Below are 16784 nucleotides of genomic sequence, written 5' to 3'. Positions count from 1 at the left end.
CCATGATGACCACCGCCCGCTCCGCCGATTCCGGCCTCGCCGGCCCGGGTGAACTCGACCGCTACTCGTACGCGGAGGCGCCGGCCGGCGAGCGCGCCGCCGCGCGCTCCTGGGATGGCGCCGAAGCCGAACTCGGCCGGGTGGGCCGACGGGGGTCGGCCAGCCGCGGCCGCGGGCTCCATGGCCAACTTGTTCAGCAGCTGGGGCAGATGATCGTCTCCGGCGACCTCGGCGCGGACCGCCCCCTGGTGCCCGAGGAGATCGGCCAGCGTTTCGAGGTTTCCAGGACCGTCGTGCGGGAATCGCTGCGCGTACTGGAGGCGAAGGGGCTGGTCAGCGCCCGCCCCAACGTCGGTACCCGGGTGCGGCCGGTCAGCGACTGGAACCTGCTCGATCCCGACATCATCGAATGGCGTGCCTTCGGCCCGCAGCGTGACGACCAGCGCCGCGAGCTGGGCGATCTCAGGTGGACGATCGAGCCGCTTGCCGCCCGCCTTGCCGCAGGACACGGGCGCGAGGATCTTCAGCAGCGTCTCGTCGACATGGTCGAGATCATGGGGCACGCGCTCGGCCAGGGCGACATGATCACGTGCGCCCGTGCCGACGCGGAGTTCCACTCCCTGCTGATCCAGGCCGCGGGCAATCGCATGCTGGAGCATCTTTCCGGGATCGTTTCGGCGGCACTGCAGGTCTCCGGCGGCCCGGCCACCGCGTGCGACCGCCCCAGCGAGGCCTCCCTCGCGCTGCACGCGCGCATCGTGGACGCCCTCGCGTCCGGTGACTCGGCGGGCGCGGAGTCGGCCATGCGCCAGTTGCTGGTCGGGCACCACGAGGCGGAACGCGTGGTGCCGGCGCCGCGCGAGCACTGACTGCGGCGCGGGCAGGGTGTACGCGCCGCGTGTCGTCGGACCTCGGCGGTCCGGCGGCACGGGGTGGCGAGATGTCGCCTTCGTCGTGTTCATCGTAAATGGGGTGTGACTCGGGCCACGCGGAACGGCCGTAACACTCCTTGAAACAACGCGATGACTTAAGAGGTGACCGTCGCAGAAGGAATACAGCAGCCGCTCAGGGCGCTGTCCACTTCTGAGGCCAAGCCCGCGCCGCCGGTGCATTCCCCGCCCGTCGGTCGTCGGTTCCAGCCCTCTTCGGGCCGGGCCGGAAGCCGTTTCCATCGTTCCGAGAGGTTGTTCGTGTCGGCCAGCACATCCCGTACGCTCCCGCCGGAGATCGCCGAGTCCGAATCTGTGATGGCGCTCATTGAGCGGGGAAAGGCTGATGGGCAGATCGCCGGCGATGACGTGCGTCGGGCCTTCGAGGCTGACCAGATTCCGCCAACCCAGTGGAAGAACGTTCTGCGCAGCCTCAACCAGATCCTCGAGGAAGAGGGTGTGACGCTGATGGTCAGTGCCGCGGAGCCGTCGAAGCGCGCCCGCAAGAGCGTTGCAGCGAAGAGCCCGGCCAAGCGCACCGCCACCAAGACCGTCGCGGCCAAGACGACGGTGACGCGGACCGTGGCGGCGCCCGCCGCCCCGGCCGCCGAGCCCGTGGACCCGGCGGCCGAGGAGGCTCCCGCGGCCGCGCCCGCGAAGAAGGCGGCGGCCAAGAAGACGGCCGCCAAGAAGACCGCCGTGAAGAAGACGGCGGCCAAGAAGACGGCCTCCAAGAAGGCCGGTAAGCAGGACGAGGAGATCCTCGACGGCGACGACGTCGTCGAAGAGGTCAAGGCCGGCAAGGGCGAGGAAGAGGAGGGCGAGGGCGAGAACAAGGGCTTCGTCCTCTCCGACGACGACGAGGACGACGCGCCCGCGCAGCAGGTCGCCGTCGCCGGCGCCACCGCCGACCCGGTCAAGGACTACCTCAAGCAGATCGGTAAGGTCCCGCTCCTCAACGCCGAGCAGGAGGTCGAGCTCGCCAAGCGCATCGAGGCGGGCCTGTTCGCCGAGGACAAGCTGGCGAACTCCGACAAGCTCGCTCCCAAGCTCAAGCGCGAGCTGGAGATCATCGCCGAGGACGGCCGTCGCGCCAAGAACCACCTGCTGGAGGCCAACCTCCGTCTCGTGGTCTCCCTGGCCAAGCGCTACACCGGCCGCGGCATGCTCTTCCTGGACCTGATCCAGGAGGGCAACCTCGGTCTGATCCGCGCGGTGGAGAAGTTCGACTACACCAAGGGCTACAAGTTCTCCACGTACGCCACCTGGTGGATTCGACAGGCGATCACTCGCGCCATGGCCGACCAGGCACGCACCATCCGCATCCCGGTGCACATGGTCGAGGTCATCAACAAGCTCGCCCGCGTCCAGCGCCAGATGCTCCAGGACCTGGGCCGCGAGCCCACTCCGGAGGAGCTGGCCAAGGAGCTCGACATGACCCCCGAGAAGGTCATCGAGGTTCAGAAGTACGGCCGTGAGCCGATCTCCCTCCACACCCCGCTGGGTGAGGACGGGGACAGCGAGTTCGGTGACCTGATCGAGGACTCCGAGGCGGTCGTCCCGGCCGACGCGGTGAGCTTCACGCTCCTCCAGGAACAGCTCCACTCGGTGCTGGACACGCTGTCCGAGCGTGAGGCGGGCGTGGTCTCCATGCGCTTCGGCCTCACCGACGGGCAGCCGAAGACGCTGGACGAGATCGGCAAGGTCTACGGCGTGACGCGTGAGCGCATCCGTCAGATCGAGTCCAAGACCATGTCGAAGCTGCGCCACCCGTCGCGCTCGCAGGTTCTGCGCGACTACCTCGACTAGGCCGCCTCGACCTCACATCGCGCAGAGGGCCCGGATTCCGTGGAGGATCCGGGCCCTCTCCGTGTGCGTCCCGAGCTGCACGGAGGTGCGGGGCGGAGGTGCGCATCGGCGTCACTGGAATGACTCTGGGTAGGCATGGTCCATCACAGAGTCAGGAGTACGCATGTCCCGCACTGTCGTCCGCACCTTGACCGGGGCGCTCGCCCTTGCCGCCACCACGGCCGTGATACCGCTCGCTTCCGCCGCTCCGGCGGTCGCCGACAGCATCATCATCGGAGGCCAGCCGGCCCACGTGGCGGACAGCCCCTGGGTCGTGGCACTGTCCAGCCGTGACCGGTTCGGGGGTACTCGGGCCGGTCAGTTCTGCGGCGGTGTCGTGGTGGAGCCGCAGAAGGTGCTCACCGCCGCCCACTGTCTGAGCCGTGAGGCGCTGGGCACCGACGTGGACCAGGTGAGCGATCTGCGGATCATCTCCGGCCGGGACGAGCTGAACGGCACGGGCGGCAAGGAGATCCCGGTGAGCGGGACGTGGGTCAACCCCGGATTCGACGCCGCCACCAACAGTGGGGACGTCGCGGTGCTCACCCTCTCCGAGGCGTTGCCCGAGGGGGACACGATCCCCCTGGCCGAGGCCGGTGACCCGGCGTACCGGGCGGGCACACCCGCAGTGGTCTACGGATGGGGTGACACCACCGGCTACGGCGACTACGCGTCGTCGCTCAGGTCCGCCCAGGTGGACATCCTGCCCGACAGCTCCTGCGAACAGGCGTACCCGGGCGGCAGCACCGGCACGTACGACGCCTCATCGATGCTCTGCGCGGGCGAACCCGAGGGCGGGTACGACGCCTGCCAGGGAGACAGCGGAGGGCCTCTGGTGGCGCAGGGGCGGCTCGTGGGGCTGGTGTCGTGGGGGAACGGCTGCGGGCGTGCCGGGAGCCCCGGCGTCTACACGAGGATCTCCGCCGCCATCGGCTGGACGGCGAACGCCGACTGACCCGCGCGGGCTCCACGGGTACGAGAACGGGCGGCTCCCCTCAACGGGAAGCCGCCCGTCGGTCGGTCCGGGACCGGCCCCTGGCTCGTCGTGGATGCAGAGGTGTCAGTGTTCCTCTTCGGCAGCTTGGGCCTGCACGGCCGTCAGTCGGTCCGTCTCATCCTGTATTTCCGCGGCGATCTTCTTGAGTTCCGGCTCGAACTTGCGACCGTGGTGGGCGCAGAAGAGCAGTTCACCGCCACTGATGAGAACGACGCGCAGATATGCCTGGGCGCCGCAACGGTCACAGCGGTCTGCTGCGGTCAGCGGGCTCGCGGGGGTCAGAACAGTAGTCACGTCGCCTCTTCTCTAGCTCGACGAGCTGTCGTACCAGGGTCAACATCCAACCAGGCCGAAAACGTTCCCGCTCGTGGCTTTTCTTCGAAACTTCTTCTCGGGATGGCTGTCTGTTGCCGGTTCGCGGCGAATGTGCCGTATTGCGTGGCGCTACGGTTTCGCGTTGCTTGGCTTGGGTCGGTCCGGGCCGGCTGGCTTGCCGGTTGTTCATGAGGACGTGCCCGGAGCCTAAATGGTTCATGCCTGGAAGGGAACGTGATGTGCACGTCACCCCTGCGGGGAGATCGAACATCCATGCGAGTCTGGTTTAGGGTGAGGTTCTTCCAGGGTGGCGTTTCACCCGCTCTACCAGGCATCGGTACCCTCACAGCGGCACCGAAGCCGAGCCCGTGACCCACAGGGCCCCAAATGAAATTCAGCGAGGAGCGAACCGCGTGACCGCCGATACGTCCGTGCCGTCCACTGCGCTGCTGACCGGAGCAGACCGAGACGGTTCCAACTACACCGCGCGGCACCTGCTCGTACTCGAGGGGCTCGAAGCGGTTCGCAAGCGCCCGGGTATGTACATCGGGTCCACCGACAGCCGCGGTCTCATGCACTGCCTCTGGGAGATCATCGACAACTCCGTCGACGAAGCCCTCGGCGGCTACTGCGATCACATCGAGGTCATCCTCCACGACGACAACTCCGTCGAGGTCCGGGACAACGGCCGGGGCATCCCGATCGACGTCGAGCCCAAGACGGGGCTCTCCGGCGTCGAGGTCGTCATGACCAAGCTGCACGCCGGAGGCAAGTTCGGCGGCGGCTCCTACGCCGCGTCCGGCGGTCTGCACGGCGTCGGCGCCTCCGTGGTCAACGCTCTCTCCGCCAGGCTCGACGTCGAGGTCGACCGCAACAGCGCGACCCACTCGATCAGCTTCCGGCGCGGGGTCCCGGGGATCTTCACCGAGCAGGGCCCGGACAGCCCGTTCGACCCGGCCAACGGGCTGCGCAAGGGCAAGCGCGTCCCGAAGACGCGTACCGGCACGCGCGTGCGGTACTGGGCCGACCGGCAGATCTTCCTCAAGGACGCCAAGCTCGGCCTGGAGACACTCCACCAGCGGGCCCGCCAGACCGCCTTCCTCGTCCCCGGCCTGACCATCGTCGTACGGGACGAGCGTGGCCTGGACGGCGCGGGCAAGACGGAAGAGACCTTCCGCTTCGACGGCGGCATCAGCGAGTTCTGCGAGTACCTGGCCCAGGACAAGGCCGTCTGTGACGTCCTGCGCCTGACCGGGCAGGGCACGTTCAAGGAGACGGTCCCGGTCCTGGACGACCGCGGACACATGACGGCCACCGAGGTCACGCGCGAACTGGGCGTGGACATCGCGCTGCGCTGGGGCACCGGGTACGAGACCAACGTGAAGTCGTTCGTCAACATCATCGCCACCCCCAAGGGCGGCACCCACGTGACCGGGTTCGAGCGCTCCGTGACCAAGACGGTCAACGAGGTGCTGCGCTCCGCGAAGCTGCTGCGCGTGGCGGAGGACGACATCGTCAAGGACGACGCCCTCGAAGGCCTCACCGCGGTCGTGACCGTTCGCCTGGCGGAGCCGCAGTTCGAGGGCCAGACGAAGGAGGTGCTCGGCACCTCGGCGGCCAACCGGATCGTCGCCAACGTCGTGGCCAAGGAGCTCAAGGCGTTCCTGACCTCCACCAAGCGCGACGCGAAGGGTCAGGCCAGGGCTGTCCTCGACAAGGCGGTGGCAGCCGCTCGCACCCGCATCGCGGCCCGCCAGCACAAGGAGGCCCAGCGGCGCAAGACGGCGCTTGAGTCGTCCTCCCTGCCGGCGAAGCTCGCCGACTGCCGCAGCGACGACGTGGAGCGCAGCGAGCTGTTCATCGTGGAGGGCGACTCCGCGCTCGGTACGGCGAAGCTCGCCCGGAACAGTGAGTTCCAGGCACTGCTGCCGATCCGCGGCAAGATCCTCAACGTTCAGAAGGCGTCGGTTTCCGACATGCTGAAGAACGCCGAGTGCGGGGCGATCATCCAGGTCATAGGAGCCGGTTCCGGGCGCACCTTCGACATCGACGCAGCCCGGTACGGCAAGATCGTCCTGTTGGTCGACGCCGACGTCGACGGCGCCCACATCCGCATCCTGCTGCTGACGCTCTTCCAGCGGTACATGCGGCCGATGGTCGAGGCGGGCCGGGTCTTCGCCGCCGTGCCGCCCCTCCACCGGATCGAGCTGGTCCAGCCCAAGAAGGGCCAGGACAAGTACATCTACACCTATTCGGACAACGAGCTGCGCACGCGGCTGCTGGAGCTCCAGCGCAAGAACATCCGCTACAAGGACTCGATCCAGCGCTACAAGGGGCTGGGCGAGATGGACGCCGACCAGCTGGCGGAGACGACGATGGACCCGCGTCACCGCACGCTGCGGCGGATCAACATCGGCGACCTGGAATCCAGTGAGAAGGTCTTCGACCTGCTGATGGGCAACGAGGTGGCCCCGCGCAAGGAGTTCATCACCAGTTCGGCGGCGACGCTGGACCGCTCGCGCATCGACGTCTGAGCGTCGGCCCCGGGGCCCGGGCCGGCATCCGGTGCGGCCGGCCCCGGAGCCGTCTCCACCCACGGGTGGAGACGACATCTCCACCCGTGGTCCACCCTGGAGCCGATCTGCCGGGCCGGGGTCTTCCGTAGCTTCGGAGGTGCAGAACTTCTCGCATCTCGGAGGCGCCCATGTCCGGGCTCGTCAACGCCCTGGTGATCATCGCGGTCATCGCCCTCGTCGTGGTCCGTCAGTGCTCGGCGCAACGGATCTCCGGCGACCGGCGCTGGTGGGTCCTGCCCGGCGTCCTGCTCGTCATGGCTCTGCGGGAGCCGGGACTCGTCGATCCGCACCATCGGACAGCTTCGGCGGTCGTCCTCGGCGCCGAGCTCGTCGTCGGGCTGGTCACGGGTGCCGGATGGGCGTGGACATCTCGCGTCTGGCGCGCTGAGGACGGCTCTCTGTGGAGCAGGGGGACCCGGGCCACGGCTCTGGTCTGGGCCGGCGGGCTGGCCCTGCGGGCGGCGCTGTACGGCGTCGCGGTGGCGCTGGGCGTGCATCAGGGCAGCCCCGCCCTGATGGTGGCTCTCGGGGCGACTCTGCTGATACGGGACGGGCTCCTGGCGCGCCGGGCCGCGACGATATCCGGGCCGCACGGAGAGCCCGTCGCCGGCGCCGCGGTGCGGCAGGAATGGAAGGACCGCGTGTGACACCCGATGCCTGGACGAGCTGGCCGTCGAGGGAAGCACTCGTCCGGGACACCCGCAGCCGCCCGCGGAGCGTGATCACGTCGTCCGTGCGGGTCGGCCTGCTCACTCTGATGCTGTGGGGGACCTTCTCCAGCGGTCTGTTCGGGCCCTGGGAGATCGTCGTCGGCCTGATCGGGGTGCTCGCCTGCGCACTGCTCGCCGTCGCCTTCTTCCGGGCCAGCCTCGACAACCGCCTGTGGCCTTCGCTCGGCCTGCTCGGGACGCTCGTGCTGGCCGGATTCGGGGCGGGACAGGCGGGGGCGACGGTGCCCGCGACGGTGCTCTGGTGCGGCTGCGCGGTCGCCGCTATCGAACGGTTGCCCCTGGTGGCGGGGGTTCCGGCCACAGCGGTGGCCCTCGGCGCCTACGCGGTGGTCGACACCGGCGACTGGCTGACCACCGCGGCGACCACGGTCGGGCTCTGCCTCGCCGGGTATGTGCTCCGGCTGGACGCCGAGGCCCGTGGCAGTGCGCAACGGTTGCTCACCCAGGAGCGGGCTGCCCGGGTCGCGGAGGCGGAGCGGGCCGCGCTGGACGAACGTTCCAGGATCGCCCGGGAGATCCACGACGTGCTGGCGCACAGCCTCTCCGCTCAGCTGGTGCACCTGGAGGCCGCGCGCCTGCTGATCGAGAGAGAGCCCGCCGGGGAGTTCCGGGATCAGGTGCTGCAACGGGTGGTCGCGGCCCGGTCGATGGCCCGCGAGGGCCTCGCCGAGACCCGCCAGGCGCTCTCGGCGCTGCGGGGCGAGGTGTCACCGGTGGAGGACTTCCTGAGGCAGTTGGTGACGGCTGAGCCGGCCGAGGTCAGGGTCGAGGGGGAGCGGCGCCCGCTGACGGCTCAGGCGTCGCAGGCGGTCCGGCGGGTGGCACAGGAGGCCCTGACCAACGTGCGCAAACACGCGCCCGGAGCCAGGGTGCAGCTCCGCCTGGAGTACCAGTCCGACTTCGTCGTGCTGGAGGTCAAGGACTCGGGAGGGCGGAGTCCGGAAGGGGACCTGGCCGTCAGCGGTTCCGGATACGGTCTGCTCGGGATGCGGGAGCGCGCCGAGTTGCTGGGCGGCACGCTGGAGGCAGGCCCGGGCAAGGAGGGGTTCGTGGTGAGTCTGCGGGTGCCCGCGTGACGGCGCGGGTGGTGGTGGCCGACGACCAGGCGGTGGTACGGGAAGGCATCGTCATGCTGCTCGGCCTGCTGCCCGGCATCGAGGTCGTCGGATCGGCGAAGGACGGGGAGGAAGCGGTCGCGCAGGTGGCCGAGCACGCGCCGGACGTGGTGCTGATGGATCTGCGGATGCCCCGCTGCGACGGGGTGGAGGCGACCCGGCGCATCCGCGAGGAGTACCCCGGCACGCAGGTCGTGGTGCTCACGACCTTCGCGGACGACGACTCCCTGTTCCCCGCGCTCAGGGCGGGAGCCCGCGGATATCTCACCAAGGACGCCGGGGGCGACGAGATCGTGAGGGCCGTCCACGCTGTTCTGTCGGGTGAGGCGGGACTCTCGCCGACGGTGCAGCGCCGACTCCTGGAGCAGGTGACCGAGGGACCTCTCCGGACCGCTGTGGGCGATGAGCCGGAGCCGCCGGACGGGATGACTCCCCGGGAGGCCGAGGTGCTGGTCCTGATCGCCGAGGGCATGTCCAACGCGGACATCGCGCGTGCCCTCCACATCTCCCAGGCCACGGTGAAGAGCCACATCAACAACCTCTTCGCCAAGGCGGGCCTGCGCGACCGGGCTCAGGCGGTGCGTTACGCGTACATGCGAGGGATGGCGCGCCCGCCCGGGAGACACTTCACCTGAAGAGGTGAAGTGTCTCGAATGAAGTGCCCTGGATCTTCCCGATCTGCCCATTCTTGGATATGCGGCCGAAGTGGTCCGTGGACAAGGGGAGTTGTTCGGTGGAGAAGGAAGCAGGGCGCGAGTCCGCAGCGATGCGGCTCGACGACCCGTGGGACGACGCGCTGACCTCCGGGTGGGGGGAGCCGGACGGGGCGGCCGGCTCCACGCCCCCGGTGGTGCCCGGACCGGCCGTGCCGCGCGGTGGCCACAGCGCGGCCGACATCTATCTGGAGGTGCAGCGCAGCGAGGCGTTCCAGGAGGTGCGCCGTCGGTACCGGCGCTTCGTCGTACCCGCCACCACGGCCTTCCTCGTCTGGTACCTCGCATACGTCGTCACGGCGGTGACCGCCCCCGGGCTGATGGCGCGCCCGGTGGCCGGGGCGGTCAATGTGGCGATGGTCGCGGGGCTCGGGCAGTTCCTGACGACGTTCCTGCTCACCGGGGCGTACGCACGGCACGCACGGCTGCGCAGGGACCGGGCCGCGCTGGACCTGCGGTGGGAGACGCAGGAGATGACACGGGGGGCCGTGCGTTGAGCGGCGACCACCAGACCCTGGCGCTGCTGCTGTTCAGCGCCTTCATCGCGGTCACCTTGGGCATCACCACCTGGGTGAGCCGCAACAGGCACGGCTCGGCGGAGGAGTTCTACGCGGGCGGCCGGCTGTTCTCGCCCATGGAGAACGGTTTCGCCATCGCGGGCGACTACATGTCCGCCGCGTCCTTCCTGGGCATCTCCGGTCTGATCGCCCTCTTCGGCTACGACGGCATGCTGTACTCGGTGGGCTTCCTGGTCGCCTGGCTCGTCGTCCTGCTGCTCGTAGCCGAACTCGTACGCAACTGCGGCCGGTTCACCCTCGCCGACGTGGTTGCGGCCCGGATGGCGGAGCGCCCGGTCCGCATCGCCGCGGGGACCTCCTCCGTCACCGTGTCCGTGCTCTATCTGGTTGCGCAGATGGTCGGTGCGGGCAGTCTGGTGGCGCTGCTTCTCGGCGGGACGAGCGGTGCCGCCCGTTCGTGGACCGTCGTCGGCGTCGGGGCGCTCATGGTCGTGTACGTATCGCTCGGCGGGATGCGTGCCACCACCTGGATCCAGATCGTCAAGGCCGTGCTGCTGATGGCGGGCACCGTCGTGCTCACCGTGCTCGTGCTGGTCCACTTCCACGGGAACGTCAACGCGTTGCTGAACTCCGCCGCCGACCGCAGCGGGTACGGCAAGGACTTCCTCTCGCCCGGTCTCCGGTACGGCGGGGGCTGGACCGCGCGCATCGACTTCATCAGCCTCGGCCTCGCCCTGGTGCTGGGCACCGCGGGCCTGCCACACATCCTGTCGCGCTTCTACACCGTCCCCACCGCGCGCGCCGCCCGCCGGTCCGTCGTCTGGTCCATCGGCCTCATCGGCAGCTTCTACCTGATGACCATCGTGCTGGGGTTCGGGGCTGCCGCGCTGGTCGGCTCGGCCGGCGTACGCGAATCGAACGCCGCGGGGAACACCGCAGTGCCGTTGCTGGCCATGGAGCTGGGCGGGGGCGAGGGCTCCACCGGAGGGACGATCCTGTTCGCCGTGGTGGCCGCCGTCGCCTTCGCGACCATTCTGGCCGTCGTCGCCGGGATCACCCTCGCCTCGTCGGCATCCGTGGCCCACGATCTGTACGCCTCGCTCAAGAGGCCCGGAGGCAAACAACGCAGCGAGGTTGCCGTGGCCCGGGTGGCGGCGGCGGGTATCGGGGTCGCCGCCATCGGACTGGGCCTGCTCGCCCAGGACCTCAATGTCGCCTTCCTGGTGGGGCTCGCCTTCGCCGTCGCAGCGTCGGCCAATCTCCCTGTGCTGCTCTACTCGCTGTTCTGGCGGAACTTCACCACACGCGGGGCGGTCTGGTCCGTCTACGGCGGGCTGATCCCCGCCGTGCTGCTCGTGGTGCTCTCCCCGGTGGTTTCCGGCAGCCCCAGCTCGCTCTTCCCCGGCGTCGACTTCCAGGTCTTTCCCCTGGAGAACCCGGGCCTGATCTCCATCCCGCTGGGCTTCCTCGCCGGCTGGATCGGGACCGTCACCGCGAACGAGCCACCGGATGCGGCCAAGCACGCGGAGATCGAGGTGCGCGCGATGACCGGGGCCGGGGCGGTCTGAACGCCGGCACGTCCCGTCAGACCCCGTCCGTGCAGAACACGCACTCCTCCCAGAACGGCAGCCCGTTCAGGACTCGGTGGCGTACGCAGGAGGCCCTGGCGGCCTCCTGCGGTCCGGGCAGGACGCTCCCTCCGGCATGCGCGGTGGCGGGGTCGAAGTCTTCGACCATCGCCCGGTAGGTGCGCAAGTAGCCTTCCACCCGTGGCGGTTCGTACGTCAGCTCGTCCCACCTGTGGCGGGTCAGGGCCAGATCGAGGACGCGCAGCAGGAAGTCCTTGGCCGCTGCGGCCTCCCGCGGCGAGTCGCCCCAGTCCAGCTCCGCCAATCCGAAGCCGACCACGCCACGTCCCATCACGTTCTGGTTCTGGAGCGACAGGAGTGCGGCGAAGCGGAAGTCCCAGGGTTCCCGGGCCAGCTCCGAGACGGCGAACGTCAGGACGTCCACGAAGACCGCCGTGCCGCCATTGGTCAGGGACAGGTGCCCACCGCCGCTTCCCTCGAACTCGTTCATGTCCTTGAGAGTATGGGCGGCTCGACGCATGCTCCGAAGGGTGCCTCGACCGGGCGGTGGCGGGTACGGTGGCGCCGATGGGGAGCGGACGGACCGAAGCCCCGGTGAGGGGCCGGCGAGGCGGCTACCGGGGACTTGCCGAAATTCGTCTCTGATTCCGACCCCACGCAATCTGCTTGCGTTTCTTGCGCTAATCTTGCGTGTATGACGCGACGACTTGCTCAGGTGGCACAGAAGGTTGGAGTCAGCGAGGCCACGGTCAGCCGGGTACTCAACGGCAAGCCGGGCGTTTCCGACGCCACGCGGCAGGCCGTCCTCTCCGCGCTGGACGTCCTCGGTTACGAGCGCCCGACCCAGCTGCGCGGTGAACGGGCCCGCCTGGTCGGCCTCGTCCTGCCCGAACTGCAGAACCCGATCTTTCCCGCCTTCGCCGAGGTCGTCGGTGGCGCGCTCGCGCAGCAGGGCCTCACTCCGGTCCTCTGCACCCAGACCAAGGGGGGCGTCTCCGAGGCGGACTACGTCGAACTGCTTCTGCAGCAGCAGGTCTCGGGCGTGGTCTTCGCCGGTGGGCTGTATGCCCAGGCCGACGCACCGCACGACCACTACAAGGTCCTGGCCGACCGCAAGATCCCCGTCGTCCTGATCAACGCGGCCATCGCCCATCTCGGCTTCCCCTGCGTCTCCTGCGACGACTCCGTGGCCGTCGAGCAGGCGTGGCGCCACCTCGTCTCCCTGGGGCACGAGCGCATCGGCCTGGTGCTCGGCCCCTCGGACCACATGCCCTCGCAGCGCAAACTGGCCGCCGCCCGGGCGCTCGCCGAGGAGTCGGGCGCGACCATCCCGGACCAGTGGGTGACCCGGGCGATGTTCTCGCTGGAGGGCGGTCAGGCCGCCGCCGCGCGGCTGCTCGACGAGGGCGTCACCGGCTTCATCTGCGCCAGCGACCCCCTGGCTCTCGGGGCCGTGCGCGCGGCGCGCAGGCGGGGCCTGTCGGTGCCCGACGACGTGTCCGTCGTGGGGTACGACGACTCGGCCTTCATGAACTGCACCGAGCCTCCGCTCACCACGGTCCGCCAGCCGATCGAGGCGATGGGGCGTGCCGCCGTGGAACTGCTCTCCGTGCAGATCGGCGGGCGCGCCGTGCCGTCGGACGAGCTCCTCTTCGAGCCGGAACTGGTCGTCCGGGGCTCCACGGCCCAGCCCCCGCGCGCGACTTCCCGCTGACCGTCGGGATTTTGCACCCCCGTAACCGCCAATTGCGCGGCTACGGGGACGGCAGGGGCTGGGGCGGCTGCGGACCGGTGTAGAGCCCGCTGGGCCGCATCCGGAGCGGGCGCTCCCCGTACTCCTCCAGCGCATGCGCGATCCAGCCCGCGGTACGGGAGATCGCGAACACCGTCTCTCCCGCCTCCGCGGACATGCCCGAGGCGACCGAGAGCACGGCCAGCGCCAGGTCGACATTGGCGTGCAGAGGGGCGTCCCGCGCGGTGGTGGCCACCACTTCGCGGGCGGCGGCCAGGGCCGGTCCGGCCTGTGGGACGCGTTCGAGCAGGCCGAACAGCGTCCGGGCGCGAGGGTCCTCGCCCGTGTACAGCCGGTGCCCGAGCCCCGGCACCGGGCGCCCGGCCCGCAGATGGTCCGCCACGACCGGCGCGGCGCCACCCCGCTCCAGGACCTCGGCCAGCATGCGGTGGGCAAGGCCGCTTGCCGCGCCGTGCAAGGGGCCCTCCAGTACGCCGAGCCCCGCCGACACCACCGCGTACGGATGAGCCCGGGCCGATGCGGCGACCCTGGCCGCCAGTGTCGAGGCGGCCAGATCGTGGTCGATCAGCAGCGCGAGTGCCGTGTCCAACGCGGCGAGTGACGGCTCGTCGGGCGAGCGAGCGGTGAGTTTCGGCCACAGTTGGGCAGCCAGGCCGGCGGGTTCGGTCGCATCGGCCATGCCGTCCCGGTGACCGTCCACCGTCGGCAGCGCGGCGACCAGCGTCGGAATCAGGCTGCGCGCGCTTCCGAGCACCGTCTCGCGCGACAGGTCGAAGCGCAGCGGGTCGGCGGCAGCGGCGGCCACCACGGCCACCCGGAGCCGGTCCGTGGACCCGCAGTGCTCCGGCAGCGCGCCGACCGCCCGCCGGGCCGCCGTCACCACCTCCACCGGAGCGGTGAAGCGGTTGCCCGGCCGCAGCCGACCGGTCCACAGCCACTCGGCGACCTCCTCGTACGAATGGCGCGCCGCCAGCTCCGTCGCGTCCACGCCCCGGAAGTAGTAGCGGTCGGCGGCGATGAGGGTGATGCCGGTACGGACGGCCGGCTCGCCCGGGGCCGAGGCCGTCTCCCTGCGTCCCGCACGCCGGGCCAGTGCGTCGACCTCCGCCGCGTCGAACGTGCTTCCGCGACCGCCCGGCACCCGGCTGCTGCTCAGCTGGCCCCGGCTGACGTACGCGTACACCGTTTCGGGCTTCACCCCGAGCCGCTCGGCTGTCTCCCGCGTCGTGAGCCGCCGCCCGTCCGTCTCTGATCGCTCCGTCATGCCGCCACCGTATCCACCTGCCGTCCTCGGCATCCATGCAGTTGTATTGATTCAATCAACATTGACAGAAATCCATTCATGCATGGACAGTCGAATCAATATCAAGGCCCACCGACCGTCCACGGAGGAAGCAATGACGACCACGACCGGCGGAACACCCCCCGACGTCCCCCGAGGTCTCGCGGGGGTCGTCGTGACCGACACGGCGCTCGGGGACGTCCGGGGCCGCGAGGGCTTCTACCACTACCGCCAGTACTCGGCGGTCGAGCTGGCACGGACCCGCAGCTTCGAGGACGTCTGGTACCTCATGACCGAGGGTGAGCTGCCCGGCCCGGAAGCGCGTGCCGACTTCGCCGCCCGCACGGCCGCCCTGCGCGTACTGCCCGACGCCGTTCGCGAGGCGCTGCCCGCCATAGCGCGGGCGAGCGCGGTGTCGGGCCCGCTCTCCGGGCTGCGCACGGCGCTCTCCCTGCTCGGCGCGTCGGCCGGATTCAGGCCGGTGTACGACATCGACGCGGGCCGGCGCCGGGCCGACGCCCTGGCCGTCTGCGCCGCCGTCCCCACCGTGCTGACCGCCCTGTACCGCCTCGGCCAGGGACTCGACCCCGTCGAGCCGCACGCCGACCTGCCGCACGCGGCCAACTACCTGTACATGCTCACCGGCTCCGTCCCGGACGAGGCCCGGGCCAGGGCGGTCGAGCAGTATCTGATCTCCACCGTGGACCACGGCTTCAACGCCTCGACGTTCACCGGACGAGTCGTCGCCTCGACCGGAGCGGACGTCGCCGCCTGCCTGGTGGCCGCCGTCGGAGCACTCTCCGGCCCCCTGCACGGCGGCGCCCCCAGCCGCGCCCTGGACACGCTCGACGCCATCGGCACCCCCGACCGCATCGACGGCTGGATTCGCGAACGGGTGCTCGCCGGCGACCGGATCATGGGCTTCGGCCACCCGGTCTACCGCACCGAGGACCCCCGCTCGCGCATGCTCCGGTCCATCGCCGAGAGCTTCGGCGGCCCGCTCGTGGAGTTCGCCGTCGAGGTGGAGCGCCAGGTCGAGGCGATCCTCGCCGAGCTCAAACCGGGACGCGAACTGCACACCAACGTGGAGTTCTACGCCGGAGTGGTCATGGAGCTGTGCGGCCTGCCGCGCGCGATGTTCACGCCCACCTTCTGCACGGCGCGGGTCGTGGGGTGGAGCGCCAATATCCTGGAACAGGCGGAGGACTCCAAGATCATCCGCCCGGCGGCCCGTTACGTCGGCCCGCCCCCGCCGCAGCCGGTCCCGGCCGTCTGATTTCCGCAGGAAGGCACCCGTTGAGCTCGTCGTCGCCCCATCGCCCCCGTATCCCCGTCGTCGTCCTCGCGGGATTCCTGGGATCAGGCAAGACGACGCTGCTCAACCACCTCCTGCTCCACCGCGCGGGCAATCGGATCGGGGTGGTCGTCAACGACTTCGGGGCCATCGAGATCGACGCCATGACGGTCTCCGGGCAGGTCGGGTCCACCGTGTCGCTGGGCGGCGGCTGCCTGTGCTGCGCGGTCGACGCGAGCGAACTGGACACCTATCTGGAGACCCTGACCCGGCCCTCCGCCCGGCTCGACGTCATCGTCATCGAGGCGAGCGGCCTCGCCGAGCCGCAGGAGCTCGTCCGCATGATCCTCGCCAGCGACAACCCGCACATCGTGTACGGGGGACTGGTCGAGGTGGTCGACGCCGCCGAGTTCGAGGCGACCCGGGAGCGCCATCCGGAGATCGGCCGCCATCTCGCGGTGGCCGATCTCATCGTGCTCAACAAGACGGACCGGGCCGGGGACGAGGAGTGCGCCCGTGTCCGGATGGCCGTCGCGGAGACCGGAAGCACGGCCGCGATCATCCCGGCCACGTACGGGCGCATCGACCCCGGACTGCTCTTCGACCCGGCGCTGCGGCCCGAGGGCGAGGAGAAGGCCCGTCAGCTCACCTTCGAGGACCTCTACCTGGAGGAGCGTGCGGCGGAGGACGGCGACGGGCACGGGGGTCATCTGCACACCGCGTACGAGAGTGTCGACTTCGACTGCGGCGTGCCGATGGACCCACGCCGGCTGATGCGATTCCTCGACTCCAGGCCCGAGGGGCTGTATCGCGTCAAGGGGTACGTCGATTTCGGCGCGGGCGACCCCGGCAACGCCTACGGAGTGCACGCCGTCGGCAGGTTCCTGCGGTTCACCCCCCGGCCCTGGACGCGCGGCGAGCCGAAGCGGACCCGGCTCGTCCTGATCGGCTCCGGCATCGACGTACCGGCCCTGCGCGAGGAGCTGGAGAGCTGCCGGGTCACCGAGGACCCGGCCGGGCCAGCGACGCAGGACGCCGCACACGAGCGAGCCATGTGGGGCGTCCTGCGTTACGTACAACAGCCGGGCGACGACGACGCGTAGGACTCCCGCCGCCGGGCCGGA

General features: G+C 70.2%; 15 protein-coding genes. 12 read left to right on the top strand and 3 right to left on the bottom strand.

Annotation, left to right across the window (positions count from 1 at the left end):
- Positions 1 to 2: 2 nt before the first annotated feature.
- The 3 genes from ACFUJY_RS06000 (at position 3) to ACFUJY_RS05990 (ending at position 3732) form a co-directional block, all read left to right on the top strand.
- Positions 3 to 869, top strand: coding sequence for a FadR/GntR family transcriptional regulator (locus ACFUJY_RS06000; protein ID WP_383295121.1), 867 nt, complete (start codon positions 3 to 5; stop codon positions 867 to 869).
- Positions 870 to 1190: 321 nt separating this feature from the next.
- Entirely contained in the window at positions 1191 to 2738 is a 1548-nt protein-coding gene (locus ACFUJY_RS05995) for an RNA polymerase sigma factor (protein WP_383295118.1), read from the top strand.
- Between the two features lie 163 nt (positions 2739 to 2901).
- Positions 2902 to 3732, top strand: a complete 831-nt coding sequence (locus ACFUJY_RS05990) for a S1 family peptidase (RefSeq protein ID WP_383295115.1) — start codon at positions 2902 to 2904, stop codon at positions 3730 to 3732.
- 105 nt (positions 3733 to 3837) lie between these two features.
- On the opposite strand, the gene ACFUJY_RS05985 is transcribed toward ACFUJY_RS05990, so the two are convergent.
- Positions 3838 to 4068: a hypothetical protein gene (locus ACFUJY_RS05985; protein ID WP_018105354.1), complete on the bottom strand. Its 231-nt coding sequence runs from the start codon at positions 4066 to 4068 to the stop codon at positions 3838 to 3840.
- A gap of 434 nt (positions 4069 to 4502) precedes the next feature.
- Here ACFUJY_RS05985 and ACFUJY_RS05980 point away from each other — a divergent pair, with 434 nt between their 5' ends.
- The 6 genes from ACFUJY_RS05980 to ACFUJY_RS05955 all read left to right on the top strand — a co-directional run bounded on the left by ACFUJY_RS05980 (position 4503) and on the right by ACFUJY_RS05955 (position 11310).
- Complete coding sequence (locus tag ACFUJY_RS05980) at positions 4503 to 6623, top strand: type IIA DNA topoisomerase subunit B (protein ID WP_383295112.1); 2121 nt, start codon at positions 4503 to 4505, stop codon at positions 6621 to 6623.
- A gap of 170 nt (positions 6624 to 6793) precedes the next feature.
- Positions 6794 to 7312, top strand: a complete 519-nt coding sequence (locus ACFUJY_RS05975; RefSeq protein WP_383295109.1) for a DUF1453 domain-containing protein — start codon at positions 6794 to 6796, stop codon at positions 7310 to 7312.
- Positions 7309 to 8472: a sensor histidine kinase gene (locus ACFUJY_RS05970; RefSeq protein WP_383295106.1), complete on the top strand. Its 1164-nt coding sequence runs from the start codon at positions 7309 to 7311 to the stop codon at positions 8470 to 8472. The genes ACFUJY_RS05975 and ACFUJY_RS05970 overlap by 4 nt, the downstream gene beginning before the upstream one ends.
- Entirely contained in the window at positions 8469 to 9146 is a 678-nt protein-coding gene (locus ACFUJY_RS05965) for a response regulator (RefSeq protein WP_383295103.1), read from the top strand. The genes ACFUJY_RS05970 and ACFUJY_RS05965 overlap by 4 nt, the downstream gene beginning before the upstream one ends.
- A gap of 131 nt (positions 9147 to 9277) precedes the next feature.
- Complete coding sequence (locus ACFUJY_RS05960; RefSeq protein WP_383295418.1) at positions 9278 to 9721, top strand: DUF485 domain-containing protein; 444 nt, start codon at positions 9278 to 9280, stop codon at positions 9719 to 9721.
- Positions 9718 to 11310, top strand: a complete 1593-nt coding sequence (locus tag ACFUJY_RS05955; protein WP_383295101.1) for a cation acetate symporter — start codon at positions 9718 to 9720, stop codon at positions 11308 to 11310. Before ACFUJY_RS05960 ends, ACFUJY_RS05955 begins: the two co-directional genes overlap by 4 nt.
- A 16-nt stretch (positions 11311 to 11326) precedes the next feature.
- Here the strand turns inward: ACFUJY_RS05955 and ACFUJY_RS05950 are convergent, their stop codons facing one another.
- The gene (locus ACFUJY_RS05950) at positions 11327 to 11821 is read right to left on the bottom strand and encodes a hypothetical protein (RefSeq protein WP_383295098.1); all 495 of its coding nucleotides are present in this window, start codon (positions 11819 to 11821) and stop codon (positions 11327 to 11329) included.
- Positions 11822 to 12025: 204 nt separating this feature from the next.
- On the opposite strand from ACFUJY_RS05950, the gene ACFUJY_RS05945 reads away from it, so the two are divergent.
- A complete protein-coding gene (locus ACFUJY_RS05945) occupies positions 12026 to 13045 on the top strand; it encodes a LacI family DNA-binding transcriptional regulator (RefSeq protein WP_164403828.1) in 1020 nt (339 codons plus the stop codon).
- A gap of 40 nt (positions 13046 to 13085) precedes the next feature.
- Here ACFUJY_RS05945 and ACFUJY_RS05940 read toward each other — a convergent pair whose 3' ends face one another.
- Positions 13086 to 14348 carry a citrate/2-methylcitrate synthase gene (locus tag ACFUJY_RS05940; protein ID WP_383295095.1) on the bottom strand — a complete coding sequence of 421 codons (1263 nt, stop codon included), beginning with the start codon at positions 14346 to 14348 and terminating at the stop codon, positions 13086 to 13088.
- 133 nt (positions 14349 to 14481) lie between these two features.
- Between ACFUJY_RS05940 and ACFUJY_RS05935 the strand changes: the two genes are divergently transcribed.
- Both ACFUJY_RS05935 and ACFUJY_RS05930 read left to right on the top strand, forming a co-directional pair.
- Positions 14482 to 15642, top strand: coding sequence for a citrate synthase/methylcitrate synthase (locus ACFUJY_RS05935; protein WP_383295092.1), 1161 nt, complete (start codon positions 14482 to 14484; stop codon positions 15640 to 15642).
- Positions 15643 to 15662: 20 nt separating this feature from the next.
- A complete protein-coding gene (locus ACFUJY_RS05930) occupies positions 15663 to 16763 on the top strand; it encodes a CobW family GTP-binding protein (RefSeq protein ID WP_383295090.1) in 1101 nt (366 codons plus the stop codon).
- Positions 16764 to 16784: the final 21 nt, after the last annotated feature.

Source organism: Streptomyces sp. NPDC057249, from assembly GCF_042669245.1.
Taxonomy (GTDB): Bacteria; Actinomycetota; Actinomycetes; order Streptomycetales; family Streptomycetaceae; genus Streptomyces.
Note: the sequence above shows the minus strand (reverse complement) of the source record. Positions and strands in the feature narration are given on the sequence as shown.

What these genes read in the sequence shown, in the direction of transcription:
- ACFUJY_RS06000 (WP_383295121.1), top strand. Translation starts at nt 3, where the DNA reads ATGATGACCACCGCCCGCTCCGCCGATTCCGGCCTCGCCGGCCCGGGT.
- ACFUJY_RS05990 (WP_383295115.1), top strand. Translation starts at nt 2,902, where the DNA reads ATGTCCCGCACTGTCGTCCGCACCTTGACCGGGGCGCTCGCCCTTGCC.
- ACFUJY_RS05975 (WP_383295109.1), top strand. Translation starts at nt 6,794, where the DNA reads ATGTCCGGGCTCGTCAACGCCCTGGTGATCATCGCGGTCATCGCCCTC.
- ACFUJY_RS05960 (WP_383295418.1), top strand. Translation starts at nt 9,278, where the DNA reads ATGCGGCTCGACGACCCGTGGGACGACGCGCTGACCTCCGGGTGGGGG.
- ACFUJY_RS05950 (WP_383295098.1), bottom strand. Translation starts at nt 11,821, where the DNA reads ATGAACGAGTTCGAGGGAAGCGGCGGTGGGCACCTGTCCCTGACCAAT.
- ACFUJY_RS05945 (WP_164403828.1), top strand. Translation starts at nt 12,026, where the DNA reads ATGACGCGACGACTTGCTCAGGTGGCACAGAAGGTTGGAGTCAGCGAG.
- ACFUJY_RS05940 (WP_383295095.1), bottom strand. Translation starts at nt 14,348, where the DNA reads ATGACGGAGCGATCAGAGACGGACGGGCGGCGGCTCACGACGCGGGAG.
- ACFUJY_RS05935 (WP_383295092.1), top strand. Translation starts at nt 14,482, where the DNA reads ATGACGACCACGACCGGCGGAACACCCCCCGACGTCCCCCGAGGTCTC.